This is a genomic window from Calothrix sp. PCC 6303 (assembly GCF_000317435.1).
Lineage (GTDB): Bacteria > Cyanobacteriota > Cyanobacteriia > Cyanobacteriales > Nostocaceae > PCC-6303.
In genome coordinates this window covers 1,997,779-2,021,703 of record NC_019751.1, presented here as the reverse complement: position 1 = coordinate 2,021,703, position 23,925 = coordinate 1,997,779, and the positions used below count along the sequence as shown (strand labels likewise).

Annotated in this window: 9 protein-coding genes and 2 pseudogenes; 8 read left to right on the top strand and 3 right to left on the bottom strand. The window is 41.1% G+C overall.

From position 1 onward, the window contains the following. Positions 1 to 336 precede the first annotated feature (336 nt). Positions 337 to 2,005, bottom strand: a pseudogene (locus CAL6303_RS08240) (IS1634 family transposase). 265 nt (positions 2,006 to 2,270) lie between these two features. On the opposite strand from CAL6303_RS08240, the pseudogene CAL6303_RS08235 reads away from it, so the two are divergent. Continuing rightward, positions 2,271 to 2,762, top strand: a pseudogene (locus CAL6303_RS08235) (IS4 family transposase); the annotation flags it as partial. Between the two features lie 360 nt (positions 2,763 to 3,122). On the opposite strand, the gene CAL6303_RS08230 reads toward CAL6303_RS08235, so the two are convergent. Then, complete coding sequence (locus tag CAL6303_RS08230) at positions 3,123 to 4,595, bottom strand: recombinase family protein (RefSeq protein WP_015197381.1); 1,473 nt, start codon at positions 4,593 to 4,595, stop codon at positions 3,123 to 3,125. A 37-nt stretch (positions 4,596 to 4,632) separates the two neighbouring features. Between CAL6303_RS08230 and CAL6303_RS08225 the strand changes: the two genes are divergently transcribed. The 6 genes from CAL6303_RS08225 to CAL6303_RS08200 all read left to right on the top strand — a co-directional run bounded on the left by CAL6303_RS08225 (position 4,633) and on the right by CAL6303_RS08200 (position 20,952). Continuing rightward, positions 4,633 to 9,759, top strand: coding sequence for a type I polyketide synthase (locus CAL6303_RS08225; protein ID WP_015197380.1), 5,127 nt, complete (start codon positions 4,633 to 4,635; stop codon positions 9,757 to 9,759). A gap of 356 nt (positions 9,760 to 10,115) precedes the next feature. Continuing rightward, positions 10,116 to 10,634: a carboxypeptidase-like regulatory domain-containing protein gene (locus CAL6303_RS08220; protein WP_015197379.1), complete on the top strand. Its 519-nt coding sequence runs from the start codon at positions 10,116 to 10,118 to the stop codon at positions 10,632 to 10,634. 129 nt (positions 10,635 to 10,763) lie between these two features. Then, positions 10,764 to 12,488: an SDR family NAD(P)-dependent oxidoreductase gene (locus tag CAL6303_RS08215; protein WP_041740352.1), complete on the top strand. Its 1,725-nt coding sequence runs from the start codon at positions 10,764 to 10,766 to the stop codon at positions 12,486 to 12,488. A 141-nt stretch (positions 12,489 to 12,629) separates the two neighbouring features. Further along, the gene (locus tag CAL6303_RS08210; RefSeq protein WP_041739263.1) at positions 12,630 to 17,318 is read left to right on the top strand and encodes a PfaB family protein; all 4,689 of its coding nucleotides are present in this window, start codon (positions 12,630 to 12,632) and stop codon (positions 17,316 to 17,318) included. 253 nt (positions 17,319 to 17,571) lie between these two features. Beyond that, entirely contained in the window at positions 17,572 to 19,239 is a 1,668-nt protein-coding gene (locus CAL6303_RS08205) for a PfaD family polyunsaturated fatty acid/polyketide biosynthesis protein (protein ID WP_015197376.1), read from the top strand. A gap of 201 nt (positions 19,240 to 19,440) precedes the next feature. After that, positions 19,441 to 20,952, top strand: coding sequence for a thioester reductase domain-containing protein (locus tag CAL6303_RS08200; RefSeq protein ID WP_015197375.1), 1,512 nt, complete (start codon positions 19,441 to 19,443; stop codon positions 20,950 to 20,952). Between the two features lie 401 nt (positions 20,953 to 21,353). Here the strand turns inward: CAL6303_RS08200 and CAL6303_RS08195 are convergent, their stop codons facing one another. Next, positions 21,354 to 22,097, bottom strand: a complete 744-nt coding sequence (locus tag CAL6303_RS08195) for a 4'-phosphopantetheinyl transferase family protein (protein WP_041740351.1) — start codon at positions 22,095 to 22,097, stop codon at positions 21,354 to 21,356. Positions 22,098 to 22,917: 820 nt separating this feature from the next. Between CAL6303_RS08195 and CAL6303_RS08190 the strand changes: the two genes are divergently transcribed. Next, positions 22,918 to 23,823: an amino acid ABC transporter substrate-binding protein gene (locus tag CAL6303_RS08190; RefSeq protein ID WP_015197373.1), complete on the top strand. Its 906-nt coding sequence runs from the start codon at positions 22,918 to 22,920 to the stop codon at positions 23,821 to 23,823. Positions 23,824 to 23,925 lie beyond the last annotated feature (102 nt).

Below are 23,925 nucleotides of genomic sequence, written 5' to 3'. Positions count from 1 at the left end.
AGAAATAGAAAACCCTCAAACCCACATAGCATAAGCAATACAAGCGGAAAAAAGGCTCACCATTTTTCTACACCCTCAGGTTCGCACCAACGTTTGTTTGTAACCCACATTCCGCACTTCAATTTGAAGTACAAAAAGATTACAAGTAAGGAAAAAGTAAAAAGTCAGGATGATGAAGAAATAGAATGCTGAATGAATATACTTTTAAAAATAAATAATCAAAGACAAAAAGATTGACCCATAAAATAGATTACGTAAGCACTAAAAATTTGAGGAGCAATTACTGCTCCTTGAAATTTCAATAAATTTTTATTTCCTGTCCAAATCTTGTTTAAGTTAAGAAAGTAAATAATATTTTTGACAAGATGAGGGCAGACAACTCAAAATAAAATGACGTTCTGATGTTAAATTAACAATTTGATTAAGACCATCTAACATTAAAAAATGAATTCCTTGAAAACATTGAAATACCCATCTTAATGTCGGAGATAAAGTTAGTTTTCCTAATTGATTCTTGATTCCGATTTTGATTCTTTTTAAGCTATTTCTCAGTTCCCTTTGACCAAGGTTATAGACTAGCAAACATAAAGACATTAAAAATAGCATAGTTTCGATTCTTTCAGGGTTTTCAAGAAAAAAACTATCTGACAAAAAACAAGGGGTCTTTTAGAAATCTAAATCCTCGTTCACAAGACTGTTGATTTTTATAAGTCGTAATAATTTCTTCTGGTTTTAATTTATCGTCGTCATTAACTAGGTTAGTTGCTAAAATAAACCTTCCAGCTTCCTTTCTTTGTATTTCTATTTCTTCGGGTTTTTCATAACTTACTCCTTCCATTTTATAAATAGTTTTATTATTTTTTGATTTACTTTCAATAAAATTAGCTTCTTTAATTTCATGGAATTTTAGCTTTTTATTGATACCTTTTAGTTTATATCGTGCTTGCTCTGGAGTTTCAAAATCTTCTCTTTTTAACTCTTTAAGCAACTTTTCAACTTTATCTTTTTCTTTTATTAGCTTTTTATCTAGCTTTTCTAAATCGCTATCTTTTCTTTTTTGACTTTCTACTATTAGCCAAATTTGTTTAATACCACCATAATTAACTATTTCTTCTTTCCACTTGTATCCGTCTAAATCTTGATATGTCTTTTTCTTCTTTTCTTCCGTTTCTATCTCCTTTTCTTCTGTTTCTATCTCCTCTATCTCTTCCATCTCCTCTGTATTTACAGACTGAACTAATTCTTGTGCTTTCTTAATCGTCATCGGCACTCGACTTATCCATTTTAAATTCTCAATTAATTTGAGATTCTCTTGGCTATATAATGCGCTGTCACAGACCATAATACTGTCAAAAACTATTTGTTTTTTAAATTCTATTAAGATTTTTCCAAATACTGCTTTATCTGCTTCGTTCCCATCTCCTGCTCTCATTAATAATGGTATATCTCCATCACTACTCGTGATTAAATCTAAAACACATTGCTTTAAATCTGGTCTATGGTCACGAGAATATCCTTTGGTTATGAATATTGGTCTTTCTTTAGTGATTTCTTCTTCTTTTTCTTGATTCATTTCTCTTTTATACTTCCCGTGTAAATGAAATGAAGTTGCATCTAAATGTGAGTATTTTGTATCTATTTTAAATTTCTTAATTACTGATAGGACAATTTCTATAAATAAATTATTCAATCCATATTTATATAAATCATCCATGACTCTTCCAATTTTATCGTCGTTGAGATAATTACTTTCTACACCTTCTCCCAATAATAATTCAATTGCTTTATCATCAAAAAACTGCTTGAATAAATATAAAGGTCTTGATACAAATCCTAATCCATTGATTAAAACAGCTTTTACCAATACTCCTGCTGTAATCTTCTCACGGGAGTCTACTCCTAATTTGGAATTAATTGTTTCAACTATTCCTATTTCATCAATTAGCCCAGCTACTATTCCGAGATGATCTATATTTTTAATTTCTGCAATTGAAGTTGGTGACATTTTTACCTCTCAAATATTTTTGAGTTTTTTTAATTGTCTCACTTTTGCTATCTAAGTAATTTGGCACGATAAAACAATATATATTAACTTTTTCTCAAAAGCTTGAAACCAGTATTAATCGCCTACGCAATTTTCTGTATACTTAATAACCTTTGGCTGATTCTTAATACTGTCTTACTTGAATTTTACGAGTATTTTTATTTACTCGTGCCAGAGAGTTCTAATGTAGCATAAAATGCTACATTCTGAAGTGCGGAATGTGGGTTCTAACCCTTGTCAGCGTCCAGTTCGCTTAGTTTCTGTGTTGTGGGGTTCAACTTGGTACTACTACCTGACAAATGTACTTGACCCCCAAAAGTTGTCTGCACAGCAGGTCTGTGAATTATATCGCAGGCGTTGGCGTGTTGAAGACGCATTTTTGCTCACAAAACGACTTTTGGGTTTGGCTTATATTTGGGTTGGCGATACCAACGGCGTACAAATCCAAATTTTTGCCACTTGGATTTTTTATGCTGTTCTCAATCAATTGTGTATTGATGTGGCTGTGGCTTTGAATCAACCATTAGACCTTATTTCTACTGAAATGGTTTTTCGTAGTTTATACCATTTCTCTGCTGCTGTTCTCCGTGGTGAGGCGGCTGACGTTGTGAGCTATCTTGTGGAACGTCACAAGCTGTTTGGATTAGTCAAATACAGGCGTAAGCGCCATCGAGAGATTGACGCTTACACCCAACAAATTTGGGCTTTATCTTCTTAAGTTGACACCAATGGCATTGCTAAACCCCTACCCCACGGTTAATTTATCGCTAAAAACAAATTGGTCAAAGTCTGAAACAAGCTATTTCGGTGAAATCATACCATGACTAATTTGTACAGTGCGTAACTCCTACTTTAATTCCTGGGCTTGACTGCTTTCCCAACAAATCTGTCAGTCAGCTTGATATAGGGGCAAAGGTTCCCCTCTAACAAAAACCGTTATTACTCTCCAGATAAAATAAAACCCCGCTTCAGATAAACTCTAAAACGAGATTATAAAAATGTTAAGTAAAGCCGCTTCAAAAATTATTACTAGGGCTATCGATAGGGCAATTGATAGATTATCCCCCCAAGAGAAAGATTATGTTCTCAACCGTACTTCAAACACACCTGGGGAATCCTTGGAATATTTGCCACCTGGTGATTTTCCTTCTGGGGGTGGAGAACAGACGAATGATTCTATTAATTCGGGAAACAGTACACAAAGTTCTTCAATTTCTATATCAAATATCCAGTCTTTATCCAAAGAAAATAAGCCTTTAATAGCTTCTAAATAGTTAACATTCCCAACTTGCACTTGGTTCTCTATTTCCAATCTTCCATAGGCACTTGATAATTTAAATTCTTTGCTCCTGATTACAGGGTCGAGGTCTGGGTCATTGAGTGCTTTTAATTGGGAAATCTGTTGTTTCAGTTCAAGTATTTCAATAGTTTCCCTACGGGGAGAGGATTCTACATCTAGTCGTTTAGCTATTTCCACTGAGGCTAGTTGAATGTGTTTACAGGCAAACGCGATCGCATCTTCCAGCCTGTAGTATTTACGATTATCACAAACTTGTGGTTTACCAGGCTTATTGTAAGCTCCCAAACAACGTAGATGTTGGTGAGATTTTTTAACGTCATCGACGATTCTATCGTATGAGTGAAACTCTAACCTATTACCACATACCCCACAAATTGCAATGTTAGCCAGTGGGTTTTTGCGTTTCTTTTTCCTTTGTCCTACTGGTTTCTTGAGTAATCGAAGAACCTCTTCATGGTCAGACTGAGAGATGATTCCTTCATGTTCAGACTTAACTATTATCTTTCTTCGGCTATCAGTTGGGTAATAACAAATACCTCCCCACAGTTGAGGGTTTAACAACCACCTTTTAAAGGCTGAGATATCACGGGGAAAGTCTTTGTAATTAAGATGGGAAACCCTCTCAACACCATACTTTTCAACTAGTTTACGGATGGTTCCCCCTATCTCTCCAGTTGATATAAATATCTGTATGGCTTCAACTGCGATCGCGGCGTGAGATTTACCAGTGGAACGATACTCTTCTCGATTAGGCTCAACGGTTTCACCTACTTTGACAAACCCGAAAATAGCCTGATATATCTTTTTTTTCTCCCGAAAGTATTTAGCACCTTGAAGGGCATTATACTTATTTTTATCTCTTAATTGTGCAGCCATAGCCGCAAGAATTCGTGATGTAAAAAGCCCTTCAGGTGTTTCTAGGTCTAAGCTTCCCCCATCAAGGAACTGGAGTTCAACATTATACTCCTGAAGTTCGGCTCTGGCTTTTTCCCAACCTAAAGCGCTACGGGTAAAGCGGTCAAAACAGGGAACGATAATTGTATCTACAGCCCGACAGCGTACCAAATCAAGGACGCGGTTATAGCCTGCACGAGTTTCGCTATCTCCAGACTCAATATCATAGTAAATATTGTCATCCGTAAGCCCGAATTCTTTCAACCTGAAGATGTACCGTTCTAGCCCATGACCATCTGTAACCTGGCGTTGAGTAGAGACTCGACAGTAACCAATAGCCCGTGATAAGTCTCTCAAAATCCTTTAAAACCAACTCGATGCAATTGATTTTATCATGGGAAAACTAGCAAGAGGTAAACAACTAGCAATGCCTTTAGCTGCACGCCTAGAATACCCAGTTTGGGAAAAGGTTCTCAGAACTAGCGGACTTTCTGAAGAAGATACTCAGAAAATCATTGCTAAATTCAAAACAGCTTATGTGAAATGGGATGAAAACGCTTTCCCAGGAATGTTAGCAAATGTCGTCGCGGGGAGAATCGCTAACCGTCTCAACTTTGGTGGTACAAATTGCGTTGTTGATGCTGCTTGTGCAAGTTCCATTGCTGCTTTGAAAATGGCAATTAGTGAACTCCTGGAACACCGCGCTGACATCATGTTAACCGGGGGAGTTGATACAGATAACTCCATCATGGCTTATATTTCCTTCAGCAAAACCCCCGCTGTCACCCCTGGTGATAACGTCAAACCCTTTGATGCTAAATCTGACGGGATGATGTTGGGTGAAGGTATCGGTATGATTGTGTTGAAGCGGTTAGCTGATGCCGAAAGAGATGGTGATAAAATTTACGCCGTCATCAAAGGTATTGGTACCTCCAGTGATGGACGCTACAAGAGTATCTATGCACCGCGCCAAGAAGGACAAGTTAAGGCATTACAACGTGCCTACGAGGATGCAGGTTTCAGCCCTGCCACCATCGGATTGGTGGAAGCACACGGAACTGGAACCATGGCAGGCGACCCCACTGAGTTCGCATCTTTACGGGAATACTTCAGTGTAGATAACCCCCGCAAACAATATATTGCCTTGGGAAGCGTAAAATCCCAAATTGGACATACCAAAGCCGCAGCAGGTGCCGCAAGTCTAATTAAAACAGCTTTGGCATTACATCACAAAGTTCTTCCTCCCACCATCAACGTTACTGAACCCAATCCCAAACTCAACATCAAAAATTCAGCTTTCTACATCAACACCGAAACCCGTCCCTGGATTCGTGCAGAAGGTGAAGCACCCCGTCGTGCTGCGGTGAGTTCCTTTGGATTTGGTGGTACCAACTACCATGTGGTTTTGGAAGAGTACACACAAGAAACAGGGAAAAATTCCTACCGCATTAATAATGCACCCTTTGAAGTGCTGTTATCTGCGTTAAATCCTGGTTTGTTGCTAACACGTTGTCAGGAAGTATTAGCAAACTTGCAGTCAGGTAATAGTGAGAAACAATATGTAGAATTGGTGGAGGAATCCAAAACTAAAAACATCCCCCTGAATAATGCAAGGGTAGGTTTCATTGCCGAATCCCCCCAAGAAGCCATCAAGTTTCTGAAAATGACAGTAGACTTGTTGCACAAACAGCCAAACTCCCCAGCTTGGGAACATCCCCAAGGCATTTTCTACCGTGAAAGTGGTTTAGAATTGGGTGGTAAAGTAGTATCTTTGTTCTCTGGGCAAGGTTCCCAATACTTAGAAATGGGTAGGGAATTGGTGATGAACTTCCCTGCACTACGAAACCTTTACGGTTACATGGATAGTTTGTTGCTGAAAGACAACATGCAACCACTATCAGAAATCGTCTTCCCCCATCCAGTATTTGAAGACGCAGAGAAAAACGCGCAAATTGCCGCTTTGCAGCGTACCGAATATGCACAACCTGCCATCGGCATGTTAAGCGCAGGTATGTATAAAATACTGCAACAAGCTGGCTTTAAAACTGACTTCGTAGCGGGACATAGTTTTGGTGAAATTACCGCACTTTGGGCAGCAGGAGTATTTAACGATGAAGATTACTGTAAGCTGGTGAAGGCGCGGGGACAAGCAATGGCACCTCCTCAAGACCCAGATTATGATGCTGGGGCGATGTTGGCAGTTAAGGAAGATCTGCATAAAGTGGAAGCTGTGCTTAGGCATTTTCCACGGGTAATGATTGCCAATTATAACAGCCAAAAGCAAGTAGTCCTCGCCGGACCCACAGCCGAAATCAACCGCGTCAAACAAGCCTTACAAGACCAAAGCTACTCGGCAGTTTCATTACCAGTATCAGCAGCCTTCCACACCCCCTTGATAGCCTTTGCTCAAAAATCATTTGCGATCGCGCTTAAATCGGTACAGTTCCAAACCCCGAAACTACCAGTTTACAGTAATACTACGGGGAATCAATACGCGAACGAACCGCAAACAATTCAGCACATCCTCGAAAGTCACCTATCGAGTTCAGTATTATTCAAGCAAGAAATCGAACACATTTATGCTGCGGGTGGCAGTTGCTTCGTGGAATTTGGTCCACGGAAAATCCTTTCCAACCTCGTAAAAGAGATTTTAGGAGAACGTCCCCACCTAACAATAGCGTTAAATAGCAACAGCCAGAAGAATAGCGATCGCACTCTCCGCGAAGCGGTTGTCCAGCTTAGGGTTGCGGGGATGAATCTGCAAAATCTCGATCCTTTCCAACAACCTCTCACTGTTCCCCCAGTAACCGCAGGGAATAAGACGTTAACTATTAAGTTGAATGGTGCTAACTTTATTTCTGAGAAAACCCGCAAAGGTTGGGAAGAGACATTAAACAGTACCGACAAAGTTCAACTAATGGGTACATCTGACACTGTTGTCACCTCCACCCAGGAAATTCAACCTGTCATCTCTGCAAAGGAACTAGAAACAGTCATTAATTCCCCTGTTTCCAGCAATGGACATCATTTACCCACCGTCAGCAACGGTAAACAACCTAAATTTTCAATTCCTCAACCTGATTCCACTGTGTCGAAAGTAATTTGTTCTGAAGTTTCCCAGAATGAAGATTTCTCCGGAAACTCTGTCGTAAATCCTCAATACTCTGAACTACCTCAACTTACCTCATCCACAAATCAACCAGTTCGAGAGTCCAAAATGCAAACAATACCCAACAACCCCGGCGATTATCAACAAATTTTAGGTAGCCTAGAATATGTGTTGACACAATTCCAGCAAAATCAAACCGAAAATTTACAGGTACATGGGTTGTATCTGAATAATCAAAAGGAATATGCACAAACTTTCTTCCAATTGATGCAGCAGCAAAATGGATTGTTTGCTAAAAATGGCAACAGTGATATTAAACCTGTGGTGATGGAAAGTTTGGAACGTAGTATGATGCAGTTCCATTCCCAACAAGGTGAAACCCTGCGGATTCACGAACAATATCTGCAAAATCAAATTGAATATACTCAAAGCTTCTTGAAGTTGATTCAGCAAGAGTATAAACAGTTGATTGCTGGGGAAGTAACTGTAAGTTCCACAATTTTAACTGAAAGTAAATCTACTCCGGTGTTTGCAAGTGTTCCCACACCAACTCAAGTCACACCAGTTGTTGAAGGTGTTCCCACACCAACTCAAATCCAACCAGTTGTTGAAAGTGTTGCCGCACCAACTCAAATCAAACCAGTTGTTGAAAGTGTTCCCACACCAACACAAATCCAACCAGTTGTTGAAACAACTCCCGCACCAACTCAAGTCACACCAGTTGTTGAAAGTATTCCCGCACCAACTCAAATCCAACCAGTTGTTGAAAGTATTCCCGCACCAACACAAATCCAACCAGTTGTTGAAAGTGTTCCCACACCAACTCAAATCCAATCAGTTGCTGCAAACATCCCCACAGTCACCATCGACTTATCAGACTTAGGTGATAAACTCCTGGCAATTACCAGCGAAAAAACCGGATATCCCGTGGAAATGCTGGAAATGGACATGGATATGGAAGCAGATTTAGGAATCGACTCCATCAAACGAGTGGAAATTTTGGGAGGATTGCAAGAAATTTATCCCAACCTACCTGAACCTAATTTAGAAGACTTAGCAGAATTACGAACAATTGGACAGATAGTAGAATATCTGCAAACCAACAACGCACCCGCTAAACCAGTAGCACCAGTAGAAATGATGATATCAGCAGTACAAAAAGCTACTGATATTCCCATCCCCGAATTGGAAATTACACCAACAATTCCAGTTATTACCCCTGATAACACACCCACTCCAGTCGTTAGCACCACCCCAACAGTTAGCTCAACAGTTAGTAGTGATTTCGCTAACTTAGACAAAAGTTTACTAGAAATCACCAGCGAGAAAACAGGTTATCCTGTAGAAATGTTGGAACTCGACATGGATATGGAAGCCGATTTAGGCATAGATTCCATCAAACGAGTCGAGATTTTGGGAGCATTACAAGAAGCATATCCCGACCTGCCAAAACCCGATAACATGGAAGAATTGGCAGAACTAAGAACAATCGGGCAAATCGTTACCTACCTGCAAAATCTTGCAGGGGGTGAAAAAAAAAAGCCTGAGTCTGACAGCTTAGAAGTAGAGAGCAGGGAGCAGGGGGAGATGAGGCAGGGGGAGCAGGGGAGTAGGGGAGCAGGGGGAGATGAAGAGTTATTACAAGTTTCTTCCTTGCCCATAACAGAGTTTGGAGAAATACATACCCCAGTTAATTGTAATATCAAGCGTCTCCCGGCTCGATTGCTGGAATTGGGGAAACCTGATTTTCTCGACTTTACACTTCCCGAAGGATATGTTGCTATCGTCACCGATGATGGGACATTAACGACAACAAGCGTAGTTCAGTCATTATGCGATCGCGGTTGGAAAGTAGTAGTATTAAATTTCCCTGCATCCCTAGTTCCGGAAAAATCACCCTTACCTCAAGGAGTGAACCGGGTTGCACTAAATGACTTGAGTGAAGAACACCTGCAACAGCAGCTAAGTGCGATCGCTGATTACTTTGGAACCGTTGCTGCCTTCATCCATCTCCATCCCCATTTCCCCAACAATTCTCCCGGCATATTATACCACCCAGACGAGAAAGCGATAGTCAAACATGTGTTTTTCATCGCCAAATATTTGAAAAAACCCCTGGTGGAAGCTGCAAACCACACCCGCAGCTGCTTCCTCACAGTTGCACACCTCGATGGTAGCTTTGGGTTAAAACATCAAAACAACTTTGGGGCAATCGGTGCAGGTTTATTCGGATTAAGCAAAACCATGCTTTGGGAATGGGCAAATGTTTACTGTCGTGCAGTTGATTTGAGTCCGGAACTCACCAGCAATGAGGCAGCAAATAGTATTATTGCCGAAATCCACGATGCCAACCGCTATTTAATCGAAGTTGGTTACAGCAAACAGGGACGTGTCACCCTGATTGCAGATTAAATTTAAAACGCAACAGAAAACCTGATTTATCTGCCTAAATCAGGTTAGCAAAAACCTGTAGAGCGGGTCATGGGTGGCGATCGCAACCCAACATGAATGGAAGAAACTTGCGCTGTAAGAAAATGAAAAAGCACGGTTTTATAGGCTTTTCAGCGCAAGTTCCTTAGAAGACGAGACATGTCACGTCTCTCCATATTTTATTAATCAGATTCACAACCGAATTTACCAAGCTTCCACAAATCTTAACTGTAGCTTGATTCAATTATCATTATTCCTCCCCACATACACAGATATTTAGATTTAGGGGAGGATTATCACCAATATTTCCTTATTCCCCACACACACCTCTCCCTCCAATGGCAAAACAAACAGCAATTAGTTACATAGGTAGAGTTATCGACTATCGCAAACAAGCCCCAATTAGTGGGGCAAAAGTATCATTTACAGCAGAGAATAATTCACTAGTCACCTATACAGATTTGGAGGGAATATACAGGTTTATCGTGAAGCCTGGAGACAAGAAAGTATTACAGGGTCAAATAGTTGTTGATGCCAAAGGTTATCCAGAATATAGTTCATTAATTAGGTTATCAACAGAACGAAAAGATTTAGGTGATATTCGTTTAGGAAGCCGTTCCAAATCAAGTCCTAGTAATTATCGTTCTACATCAGGAAGTAAAGAAGAAAATAGCAATTTAACAGTTGTCATTGCAATTATTGTTATTTCCTTTTTTACAATTTTGGCAATTTCTTTAAAATCTAACCCGCGCAGAGAGCCAATAAATCAACAAGATGATCGAGAATTCTTAAATAGATACCAGAGATATCAAAATAAGGTTCCTGATAGGCAAAGATTGAATGATTTTACATTTTGATTGATTACATAACTCGTGAAAATAAAGAGAGACGTGACATGTCTCGTCTCTACAGAGATGATTTTATTATTTTTAACCCTTGAATTATCATTTAGCACTAAGCAAATAAACAATAACTTCCTAGAAATTATGCCAACACCAATATTTATTAAACCCACATCAATCTTTGTAGTTAGTGGTGGTGCCAAAGGAATTACAGCAGCTTGTACAATTAGATTAGCCCAACAATATCCCTGCACCTTCATCTTACTTGGACGTTCCGAACTTAGTGACAACGAACCAGAATTTGCCCGTGATTGTGTTGATGATGCCACATTAAAAAAACGCATCATGGAACAACTAATTGCCCAAGGAGAAAAACCCACACCCAACTCAGTCCAAAAAATCTTTAATCAAATTACCTCCAACCGAGAAATTAAAGCCACCCTCGCAGCAATCATCAAAACTGGAGGAAAAGCCGAATATCTCAGCGTTGATATTACCGACAGCGAAAAACTCAAAATAAAACTTGCAGAAATTAGTCAAAGACTAGGAAAAATCACCGGAATCATTCACGGTGCGGGAAACTTAGCCGATAAACTCATTGAAAAGAAAACCTCCGAAGACTTCGAGAAAGTATATACAGCCAAAGTCCAAGGATTAGAAAACCTATTTAATAGTATCCCCAGCAACCAAATCGAACAACTAGTATTATTTTCCTCCGTCACCGGATTTTACGGAAACATAGGACAATCAGATTATGCGATCGCAAACGAGATTCTGAACAAGTCTGCACATCTAGTTAAAACCCAACACCCTAACTGTCACGTCGTTGCCATCAACTGGGGTGGTTGGGATAGTGGAATGGTGACACCCCAACTCAAAAAAGAATTTGCCAGACGGGGAATCGAGATTATTCCCGTGGAAGCAGGTACCCAAATGTTAGTTAACGAACTGAGTCCAATCCACCATAACACCGCCCAGGTAGTCATTGGTAGCCCGATGATTCTCCCCCCAGCACCCCTAGGAACCGAACTACGCAGTCACCGTGTACGTCGCAGCCTGATTGGTGGTGATAATCCCTTCCTTTACGATCATAAAATAGCCGGAAACCTAATACTCCCAGCAACCTGCGCCATGTCATGGATTGCTGATACCTGCGAAAGATTGTACCCTGGCTATAGATTTTTCTGTGCCACCAACTTCCGGGTTTTAAAAGGCATCAGCGTCAGCGAAACCGACAGCACCGAGTACACAGTCGAACTCCAAGAAATCTCCAAAATAGACGGAGTAGAAATTCAACTCCAAGCCAAAATATCCAGCAAACTACCCAACGGCAAAACCACCTATCACTTTGCCTCAGAACCCAAACTCCTAGTAGAAATTCCCCAATCCCCCACCTACGAAAACCTCAACCTGCAAACCGACAACACCATCACCCTCCAGGGAAGCCAATTTTATCAACAAAACCCCTCATCCCTCTTCCACGGCAAAACATTCCAACAAATAAATAGAATCCTCAATATCAGCCCCGAAAAAATCACCGCCGAATGTCACTGGGCATCAATAGGCACAAAACAACAAGGGCAATATCCCGTAGACTGGATGAACCCCTACGCCACCGACTTAAGCACCCATCCCCTGTGGATATGGCTATATCACTACCATCAACAAATCTGCCTCCCAGGACAGATGGAAAAATACGAACAATTTGAACGCACCCCCATCAACACAGACTACTACGTAAGCTGCGAAATCCAGCAAAAAACCGCCACAGGCATCAGCGCCAACTTCATAGTCCACAACCAACAAGGAAAAATCTACTCCCAACTCCTCGGCACCAAAGGAGTCATCCTCCCCAAACTCCTGGAATAAAACACAGAGAGACGCGACATGTCTCGTCTCTACATTTCTATATTCTCCTCTCCTCCTCTCTCTTCCTCCCCCTTCTCTGCGAAACTCTGCGCTTCCCTCCGCGCCCTTTGCGTTAAAAAATATTTACCTCCCACCCCCAACATGGAAAAAATAGCAATCATCGGCTACTCCTGCCTCCTTCCCGACGCTAAAAACCCCGAAGAATTTTGGCAAAACCTCATCGCCCAAAAAGACTCCACCTCCCCCATCACCACCGAAGAACTAGGCATAGATCCCCAAACCCACTACCATCCCACCAAAGGCAAACCCGACAAATACTATTCCCTCAAAGGCACCCACATTCGGGACTTCAAATTCGATCCCAAAGGCTACAAACTGCCCCCCCAACTCCTCAACAGCCTCGACAACACCAGCAAATGGTCACTGTACGCCGCCAAAAACGCCCTTCAACATAGCGGCTACCTCAACAACGACCCCCTCCTCGCCCACTGCGGAGTTATTCTAGGAACCCTCTCCCTCCCCACCAGAACATCCAACCAACTCCTGGCACCCATCTACCAACAAATCCTCAACCCAGCCATTCGCCAACTCCTGGAAACAGAGAACTTCCAACTTCCCGCACCCAGCGAAACCTCCCATCACAACGCGATGATATCGGGAATGCCAGCAGCCATCATTGCCCAGGCATTATCCCTTTCCAGCACACACTTCTGTATCGATGCTGCCTGTTCCTCGCCCCAATATGCCATCCGTCTCGCCTCCCACTACTTGTGGACACATAAGGCAGATATGATGTTAGCAGGGGGAGTTAGTGCTGCTGATCCTTTGTTCCTGCGGATGCTATTTTCCGGACTCCAAGCTTACCCCGAAGACAACGACATCAGCCGTCCCCTCGATAAAACATCACGGGGATTGATGACAGGAGAAGGAACAGGGATGTTCGTCCTCAAACGGTATAGCGACGCGGTGCGAGATGGCGATCGCATCTACGCTACAATTACCGGAAATGGTCTTTCTAATGATGGCAAAGGTAAACATTTACTTAGTCCTAATTCCAAAGGGCAGGTATTAGCCTTTGAACGTGCCTACGCAGAAGCGGGAATTAATCCCAAAGATATCGATTACTTGGAATGTCACGCCACAGGAACCCTTTTAGGAGATACCACCGAATTCAACTCGGTAGAAACGTTCTTTGGGCAGCATCAAGCATCACCTTTGGTTGGTTCCGCCAAGGCGAATGTGGGACATCTTTTAGTGGGTGCTGGTTCAGTTGGATTACTCAAAGTCATCCTCAGCATGGGAAAAGGAGTCATCCCTGCCACCATTAATATTGGGGAACCAATTGGCAACGAAACCAACGTAATTTCACCCAAAAAGATTGTTAGAAGCACTACCAATTGGCAGAAAAACGGCAACATCAAACGGGCGGCAATTAGTGCCTTTGGTTTTGGTGGTACCAATGCCCACATGATTGTGGAGGAAGGGGGAAATCAAGCGAGTCATGCTGAGGCACCTTTGGAAGTTGCGAAAATCGCCGTCGTGGGGATGGATGCCTACTTTGGCAACTGCAAAAACTTAGATGAATTTGAACGCAGTATCTATGATGGGATTCAACATTTTATTCCTCTCCCCGAAAAAAGATGGCGGGGTGTAGAAAAGGAAACCGATTTACTCAAACAATATGGATTGAGTGAAGGCAAAGCCCCAATGGGTGCCTATATCCAAGACTTTGAGTTTGACATGATATCTAGTAAGATTCCCCCCAACGAACTAGATAAACTCAATCCTCAACAGTTGCTACTTTTGAAGGTGGCAGAAAGGGCTTTGAAGGATGCCGAAATTCAACCAGGTGGGAAAGTTGCCGTCATTATCGCTGCCGAAACTGAACTTTCAGTACATCAACTTCAACAAAGATGGAATCTATCCTGGCAAGTCAAAGATGGTTTAGATGTGGAGTTAGCAGAAACTTCCCAGTTAGAAACTATCCTCAAAGATAGTATCCACAATCCTGTGGAGTTGGGAGAATTCGTCAGCTACATCTCCAACATCATGGCAAGTCGGATTTCGGCACTGTGGGATTTCAACGCGCCAACTTTCACCATGACAGCGGGGGAAAACTCCACCTTCAAAGCTTTGGAAGTCGCCCAACATCTCCTCACCACTGGGGAAGCTGAATCAGTTTTAGTAGGTGCGGTGGATTTAGCTGGAGGTTTAGAAAATGTCCTCCTCCGCAGCCAACAAACCCCCATGAATACAGGAACCCAAACCCTCAGCTTTGATGCCAAAGTCCACGGTTTGACGGTGGGAGAAGGTGCAGGTGCAGTAGTTTTACAAAAGTACGACCCAAAAGCCACGAAAAAAGTCTATGCTGTGGTGGATGCGATCGCATTCGCTCAGAAACACGCTCTGGGTGTCGCCGATGCTGGCACAATTAAACAAGTAAGCAATCATGCTTTTGCAGTAGCAGGTATCAAACCGGATGCGGTGAATTATTTGGAAGTTTCGGCGAGTGGAATTTCCCAAGCGGATACGGCGGAAATTCAAGGTTTGGTTCAGGCATATCCAGGCAGTGAAAACCGTCTCAGTTGTGCAGTTGGCAGTGTTAAATCTAACATTGGGCATACCTTCACAGCTTCCGGTATCGCCAGCTTCATCAAAACGGCTCTCTGTCTCTATCACAGATACATTCCTGGTACTCCCCAATGGTCTGGAGTGAAGGAACAGGAACAGTGGCATGGTAGCCCTTTTTACGTTGCCCCCACTTCCCGCCCTTGGCTACTCAGCAAACACACCACTCGGCGAGTTGCAGCAATTAACGGTATTGGTGCCGATGGTAGTTATGCTCACCTAATCGTATCGGAAGCGGAGCAGCAAGGGGAACGTCAAAGTCGATATTTACAGCAGATGCCACTGTATTTATTCCCCTTGGCAGGTGATAGTAAGGAGGAACTACTCACACAGTTGGATGCCTTGAAATCTACTGTCCAAAATAGCACCCATCTCCAAAACTCAGCCAGCCTCAGCTTCACCCAATTCCAACAAAAAGCTACAGCTAAATACACCCTAGTTATCCTCGGTAGAAATCACAAAGAACTCCTCCGAGAAATGGAATCTGCCGCCAAAGGTGTCACCAATGCCTTTGAAAAGGGGGAACCCTGGCAAACTCCAATTGGGAGTTACTTTACACCCAAACCCCTGGGAAAAACTGGTGAAATCGCCTACGTGTACCCAGCTGCCATCAACGCCTATGTGGGTATCGCCCAAAACATCGGGCGCTTGTATCCCCAAGTCCACGACGATGCCATGATTACCAGTTTGTATACAGCAGTGGATGACATCGAGAAATTCCTCTATCCCCGCAGCTTAAACAAACTTTCCACCAGACAATTAGAAAACCTCGAAAAAGAACTCCTCGACAACTCCCTAGCGATGTTTGAAACGGAGATTTGCATCGCCAGACTACTGACGACGATTATACGCGATCGCTTCCAAGCGAAACCGAAGTTTGCCTTTGGTTACAGTTTGGGTGAAACCAGTATGATGTTTGCCCAGGGTGTGTGGAGTGATTTTAACGAGGGAATTAAGAAGTTTCACGCATCACCGCTATTTGGGGATAGGGTTTCGGGACAAAAGAATGCTTTAAGGGAGTATTGGAAGTTACCATCATTCGCTGAATCACCCGCCGATGATTTCTGGAGTACCCACGTACTAATTGCCAAACCAGAACAAGTCAGGGAAGCCATCAAAAATGAAACCCGCGTTTACCTTACCCAAATTAGCACCCCCGAAGAAGTTGTAATTGCCGGGGAACCTGGAGGATGTCAACGGGTAATTAAAGCTTTAGGTTGTAACGCTTTCGCAGCACCTTTCAACCATTTGATTCACTGCGAAGCGATGCAGTCAGAATATAACGAAATCGTCAGAGTCAACAATTTACCAGCGCAACCAGTTGGCGATATCGCATTCTACTCCTCAGCTGAGTATACACCAGTGGCTTTGGAAGGAAACGCCATAGCCCAAAGCATCGGCAAGTGTTTAACAACTCCCTTGGATTTCCCCCGCTTAGTCAATCAAATCTATTCCCAAGGTGCGCGCATCTTTATTGAAGCAGGTGCAGGTAACGTTTGTTCGCGGTGGATTGATAAAATTCTCGAAAATCAGGAACATGTCACCGTATCCTTGAATCGCCGAGGTACCGATGATCACTCTTCCATTGTCCGTGCCTTAGCCAAGCTTACCAGTCATCGCGTCAACCTAGATTTATCATCACTTTACAATTGCGAAACCGCAACCACCAAAAAAACCAGCTACAAAACCATTACTTTGGGTGGTGCTTCCATCACAGGTGCAATATTGACTGAGGATAACAAAAAACTCTTCCAAGATGTATTAAAAAAACAGCACTCCCAAGCTGTAATTCCTCAATTGCCTGCTAAATCATTAATTCCAGTTTCAGAAGTAGTTAATTTACCAGAAATTACAAGTCAAAAAACAAACGAGGGTGACATATTTAGCACCACGAAAAAACCAGAACAAAAACTAGAGAAAGTCACCATGAAACATGACATCAATAACAGTTATGCAGCAAAAGAACAACTACAATTTTGTGAGTTGGATGTGAAGCAACACCAAACACCTCAGTTGATTCCCCAATCACAGCAATCTCATTATCCAAGTACGACATTGCATTTTCAAAAACTCAGTCAGAATAATTCCAGAGTTCACAAAACTCACGCTACTTTTCTCCAAAGTAGACAGGACTTTAGCCACAGCATCAGCGAAATCATTCAACTGCAAATTGCATGTGCAGAAAATCTACTCAATGAATAAAGACACTATAGGACTACTATTTGATTTTTGAAATGTAGGGTGTGTAAAGCCCTCCGGGCATGGCTGCGCTAAAGAACGAAGTTCGTAACGCACCATTCACGAGGAGTTGGTACGTTACGACGTTCCATCTGTTCTTGGATACAGTCAAGCTATACACACCCTACTTATCTAATTAAAAATGATTCCTATATACCAACATCCGAATCGTCAAATCTCTCTGCGTTCTTTCTAAATCTCATCAAGGAATAGTTACGTGAAAACTGTAGATACAGTCACAAATCCACGCGACAATGGCTTAAAATTTAATACCTTTTCCTTCTATCAAAATCAGGTTTGGAAAGGTTCTACCGATTGCATATCTTTTGATCAAAATAGCATCAAAGAAAAATTACTTAATTTAAATCAACCCTGTTATGTAGTTCGTGTTGATGGCAGAATTGGGATTGCGAATGGTGGTTATGCAGCACCTCAAGATGATGCTAAAACTGGAGAAGTAGAATTAATCACCGCAGTTCCCCCAATTAAAATTCAAAATTTGGGAGATCCTAATTTTCTCTCCTTCTACGGTACCAAATATGCCTACATGACAGGGGCAATGGCTGGGGGAATTGCCTCAGCAGAAATGATTATTGCCCTAGGAAAAGCCAAATTAATGGGTTCATTTGGTGCTGGGGGTTTAACTCCAAGTCGTCTAGAAGCTGCCATCAATCAAATTCAATCAGCTTTAATAAATGAGCCATATTGTTTCAATTTAATTCATAGTCCTAACGATTTAGCAATTGAACGTCGTGCTGTAGATTTATATCTCAAATATGGTGTTCGAGTTGTTGAAGCTTCCGCTTTTCTTGATTTAACACCCAATATTGTTTATTATCGGGCTGCTGGATTAGGATTAAATTCAGCAAATGAAATCGAAATTAGAAATAAAGTTATTGCTAAGGTTTCTCGGCGAGAAGTTGCCACAAAATTTTTGCAACCAGCGCCAATAAAGATTCTTCAAGATTTGGTCAATCAAGGTTTAATTAGTGAACTTCAAGCTAATTTAGCTGCACGATTACCTGTTGCTGATGATATCACTGTGGAAGCTGATTCGGGAGGACATACAGATAATCGTCCTTTGGTATGTTTACTGCCTTCAATGTTAGCTTTGCGTGATGAAATTCAAGCTAAATATCAATATGAAAAACCAATTAGAATTGGTGTAGCTGGTGGAATTTCTAACCCTCAATCGGCTTTAGCTGGTTTGATGATGGGTGCGGCTTATATAGTTACTGGTTCGGTAAATCAATCATGTGTTGAATCTGGTAGTTGTGAGCATACTAAAAAGCTCCTAGCACAGGCGGAAATGGCTGATATGATGATGGCACCAGCAGCCGATATGTTTGAAATGGGTGTGAAATTACAGGTGCTGAAACGTGGGACTATGTTCCCAATGCGCGCACAAAAGTTATATGAATTATATCGGACTTATGATTCTATTGATGATATTCCGATGGCTGAAAGGGAGAAGTTAGAAAAGCAGATTTTTCGCCAGAGTTTGAGTGAAGTTTGGGAAGGAACTGTGAGCTATTTATCACAGACTAATCCGGAGAAGTTAGCGAAGGCTGTTAATAATCCTAAGTTGAAGATGGCTGCGATTTTTAAATGGTATTTGGGACTTTCTTCTCGATGGTCTAGTTCTGGGGAAAAGGGTCGGGAAGTTGATTACCAAATCTGGTGCGGTCCGGCGATGGGTAGTTTTAATGAATGGGTTAAAGGGACTTATTTGGAGGAGGCTAATAATCGTTTGGTTGTTGATGTTGCTAATCAGATTATGAGTGGTGCTGCTTATTTATATCGAGTTCAAAGTTTGAGGGTTCAAGGGTTACAAATTGGCGATTGTTATGGTCAGTTTTATCCTCAGGTTTCGAGTTTGGAGTAAATAAAGAGAGAAATAAAGAGTTTTAACGCAGAGGAACGCAAAGGTAAGCGCAGAGAAGAAAGAAGAGAGGAAGAGAAAGAGAGGAATATGAGTGTTTTGAAATTGAAAAGAATGTAGAGATGAGACATGTCGCGTCTTTCTCTTGATATTCATTTTCTGATTACTAGTTACTAATTACTAAATACATATAAAGGTGAATCAATGGTATCTCCTAAAAAATCTATGACTGCTGAAGAAATTCAAGTTTGGATGGCTGGTAAGTTGGCGGAACTTTTGAAGGTGGAGGTTGATGAGGTTGATGTTAATTTGCCTCTGGAAGATTATGGTTTAGATTCTGCACGGGCAATGGTTTTGGTGGGACAGGTGGAGAAGAAGTTGGGTGTGGAATTATCTCCGGTTTTACTTTGGCATTACCCTACTATTGCTGCTTTATCTGTACGTTTGGCGGAGGATTCGGAAGATGTTAGTGATGCGAAGTCAACGGGTGTTAGTGTTGTTAAACCTTTGGATATTTCTGTTGATTTAGGGGCAGAAGTAGTTTTAGATCCGAGTATTTATCCAGCGAAGAATTCTTTTAGGTTTAATGGTGAACCAGAGAATGTTTTTGTCACTGGTGCAACTGGGTTTTTGGGTGGTTTTATTATTTATGAATTACTCAAACAAACAAGTTGTGATGTTTACTGTTTGGTTCGAGCAGCTAATACTGAAGCTGGTAAAATTAAGCTGAAGAAAAATTTGGAACAGTACGCAATTTGGGATGATGAGTTTGAACCCCGAATTATTCCAATTCTGGGTGACTTGTCTCAACCTTTGTTGGGTATTAGTCAAGAAGGTTTTGAGATGTTAGCGGCAAACATGGATGCAATTTACCATAGTGCTGCAACTCTAAATTATGTCTATCCCTATTCGGCTTTGAAGACTGCTAATGTTCTTGGTACTCAGGAAGTATTGAGAATGGCTTGTATGATTCGGGTGAAACCTGTTCACTATGTTTCTAGTGTGGCAGTATTTGAATCATCCGCATATGCTGGTAAAATTGTCAAGGAAGATGATGCATTTGAACATTGGCAAGGAATTTTCCTCGGTTATTCCCAAACTAAATGGGTTGCAGAAAAGCTCGTGAAGGCAGCAAGCGATCGCGGTTTGCCTGTAACTATACATAGACCGCCATTAATTGGTGGAGATAGCCAAACTGGGGTCTGTAATGGGGATGATTTTATCAACCTCATGATCAAGGGTTGTATCCAGATGGGTGCTTTCCCTGATGTGGATTATAAGATGGATTTCTCCCCTGTTGACTATGTGAGTAAGGCAATTGTTCACCTTTCTCGGCAGAAAGAATCCCTCGGTAAAGCTTTCCACCTGCAACATCCCCAACCTGTTCCTTTGAAGGAGTTGGTGGAATGGATTAGTTCTTTTGGCTTTAGTGTGAAGTCTATTCCCTACAAGGAATGGCAACAAAAACTCACCGAAATCACCGACAACAGCAATCCCCTATACACTCTACGTCCTTTCCTCCTCGAACGTTGGTCTAAGGAACAATTAACAATCCCCGACCTATATCTACAAACCCAAAGACCAATCATCAGCTGTCAAGCCACATTACATGCATTATCAGGCAGTGGTGTATCTTGCCCTCCCATTGATTCTCGCTTGTTCATGACCTACTCTGCTTACTTGATTCAATCAGGTTTCTTGAGTTTCGGTTCATAGAGTATAGAAAATACCTATTCAAGTTAATTTTAAAACCTCTCCAAACAAGTTATTTAGACTTATGGAGAGGTTTTTGATATTGGGAAATATTATTCCGTAGTACCACCGCTGAAAACAGCAAATTAATCTGGTTTTTACATCGAAAATATGCTTTTAGGCAACATCGCAATATCAGTAAAAAAAGCAAAATCCTACTGATACAACATAAAAATAACCGTTGTATTTGCGAAATTGCTACACCAAAAGCAGAAATCAATCAAGAAGAATTTAAACTTGATGATATTACTGGTATTACTATTCAAAAAGTCCGAGACATCGACATTTAACTAGTTTCAATCAACGGTTATCAGTAGAAAGAGAAAAAATTGGTAGGTATTAAATCCCTTCCACTGATAACTGATTTAATATTGCCAATATCTCAAATTAGCAGCAGTACCAGGAACAGCAACAGCAGCAATGGAATTACGACCTGCTGAAATTTCCAATAATCGCCAATCGGGGACATTTAACTTAGCTGATTCCCCTGGTGTGAGGGTAATTTCAATCTTTTGCAATTGGGAAATTCCTGCACCCGTTGCTTTGAGATATGCTTCCTTGCAAGTCCAGATGCGGAAAAATGCCTGTTGCTTTTGGTGGGGAGGAAGCGATCGCATTAGCGCTGATTCGCTTGCAGAGAAGAACTGTTGCGCTAAAACTAGTACATCTGTAATGGGACGCGCATACTCAAGGTCTACACCAATTGGGCGATCGCGTGACACCGCGCACAAAGCTAAACTTTGACAGTGGGAAAGGTTAAACCAGATCTTGCGATCGCTAAATTCTGCCGATAGCACTGGTTTACCAAATGCTTCATAGTCAAATTTCACCTCCTGGGGGGCAACATCCAAGTAGCGACCCAAAATCGTCCTAAGTATACCACGACCCACCACAAACCGCTGTCTATGCTGCTGAAAATACAATTTTTCGGCTCGACCCCTTTCATCCTCCGAGAGAATTTTGGCAAACTGTTTAATTTGTGATTCTGAGCGCTCTAACTCAATTCGCCAAACGTGAATGTCATCTGGCAGCAATTTTACATCATTTGGTGCAACTAGCCATTGACGATCGCTATCTATAGTTAAGCTACGCAGTTTTGAATTTTGCATTGTTAATTTCAAATGTTGACCCAAATTCAGGGTCATAAATATGAGATGAGGGGAACATGATGTGATACATAATTACGGCAATGTATCTCATCTTTATTTTTGAATTTTTAGAACTAACCAAGATTTTACTGACAACGTGTTTAGCATTGGTTAACCGTAATTAATTCGTTTTAACATCTTGACAAGTAACCATTTAACTCATTCACACCATGCAAATTTATCGAAGGAACTGAATATTTACTTATACCTTCCCCGAAAATCGAAATCAGATATAGCAGATTTCAGGTAAATCAAGTAAATTTTCTCAAATTGAAACCCCTGTAGAGACCTTCTCTTGAGGTAGAATTTCTCTCTTTTACTCAATTAAAACGTATGCTGTTGTATTTACCATCATCTATAAAACCTGAATCAGTTCCTAGCTTACTAATTCGTTTTTTTATAGCTATGACAGTATTTGTCACAGTTAAAGTAGGTTATTAACAATCTCTACGGAGAAACAAGACTGTTAGCACAACACCACTTTGAATTCTATACTTTAATTAGTTTGCCGCAAAGTTCACTAAAATAAAATTACGAAAAAGTGAAGTTATTGATGATGACTTATTTGTCAAAAAATCATATTCATGATTAATATTTAATTGTCCAAATATTCATAATTAACAATTTTATTTTTCCTCTATATTGTTAATCATAGAACCTAATCAAACCCCGATTTATCACCAAAGTCGATAACTGACTGTAGCTTTAGGTATTAAATTTGTGCCAAACAGCTAAAATTGCTGTATTTTGGATTCTGATAGTATTTACACAGAAAATAATTATGTATACCAAAACAGCCCTGATATGCCTCGGTGTTATGTTTTCAAGCGTGATATCTCTCCCTGCTAATGCTGAAACCGTCATGGCTAAAATTAACCGCACCGGAGTTTTAACCGCAGGTACTAGCAAAGATGCGATTCCCTTCGCATATGCTGACAGCAAAGGGAAACTCACAGGCTATTCGGTAGATATGTTGGTGTTGATGAAGGAACAATTAGAAAAGCAATTAGGTAAAAAAATTCAACTGAAGTTAGTATCTCTTTCCCCAGCAGAAAGGATCCCGAAAATTCTCAAGAATGAAGTTGATATTGTTTGTGATGCCAGTAGCTTTACTTGGGAAAGAGATAAGCAAGTTGATTTTTCGGTTAGCTACGCTGTGACAGGTACGCAACTATTAGTCAAGAAAAATAGTAATCTCGATTCTGCTGAATCTTTTGTTGCTAAACAAGTTGGTGTACTCTCAAAAACCACTAACGAGCAAGCGATGAAACGCTTCCAACCCCAAGCAAAGCTAGTTTATTTTCCAACTCGTAATCAAGCATATTCAGCTTTACAACAAGGAAAAATTGATGCATTTGCTTCTGATGGAATTCTTTCTGAAGGATGGTTAAGAACTCAAAAAAATCCCGATGCGTTTAAAATTGTCCCCAGTCTACCTTTATCACGGGAGGGGGTTGCCTGTATGGTACCAGAAAATAATTCCAAGTTCCTGGATACCGTGAATTATAGCTTGATTAAGTTTATGCAAGGATTTGTCAGCGGAAATCCTCGAAATGTAACTATTTTTGACCGTTCATTTGGTGCAAAAGGTGCAGTTTTTATTAACAAAGATATTCGTGATTTAACTATAGAAACTATGCAACTAGTGATTGAATCACGTCAAGAGATTGGTGAGAGAGATTTTTAGAAAAGTATCAATTTTATCTTGTCTATTTTATTTTTTGATTTAGCTGAAATCTATTGTTCTAGGTCTGCGACTTAACTTATATAATTAAATCGCAGATCTAAA

Coding starts and splice junctions, on each gene's coding strand:
- CAL6303_RS08210 (WP_041739263.1), top strand. CDS start 12,630: ATGGAAAAAATAGCAATCATCGGCTACTCCTGCCTCCTTCCCGACGCT.
- CAL6303_RS08215 (WP_041740352.1), top strand. CDS start 10,764: ATGCCAACACCAATATTTATTAAACCCACATCAATCTTTGTAGTTAGT.
- CAL6303_RS08195 (WP_041740351.1), bottom strand. CDS start 22,097: ATGCAAAATTCAAAACTGCGTAGCTTAACTATAGATAGCGATCGTCAA.
- CAL6303_RS08200 (WP_015197375.1), top strand. CDS start 19,441: ATGGTATCTCCTAAAAAATCTATGACTGCTGAAGAAATTCAAGTTTGG.
- CAL6303_RS08225 (WP_015197380.1), top strand. CDS start 4,633: ATGGGAAAACTAGCAAGAGGTAAACAACTAGCAATGCCTTTAGCTGCA.
- CAL6303_RS08190 (WP_015197373.1), top strand. CDS start 22,918: ATGTATACCAAAACAGCCCTGATATGCCTCGGTGTTATGTTTTCAAGC.
- CAL6303_RS08220 (WP_015197379.1), top strand. CDS start 10,116: ATGGCAAAACAAACAGCAATTAGTTACATAGGTAGAGTTATCGACTAT.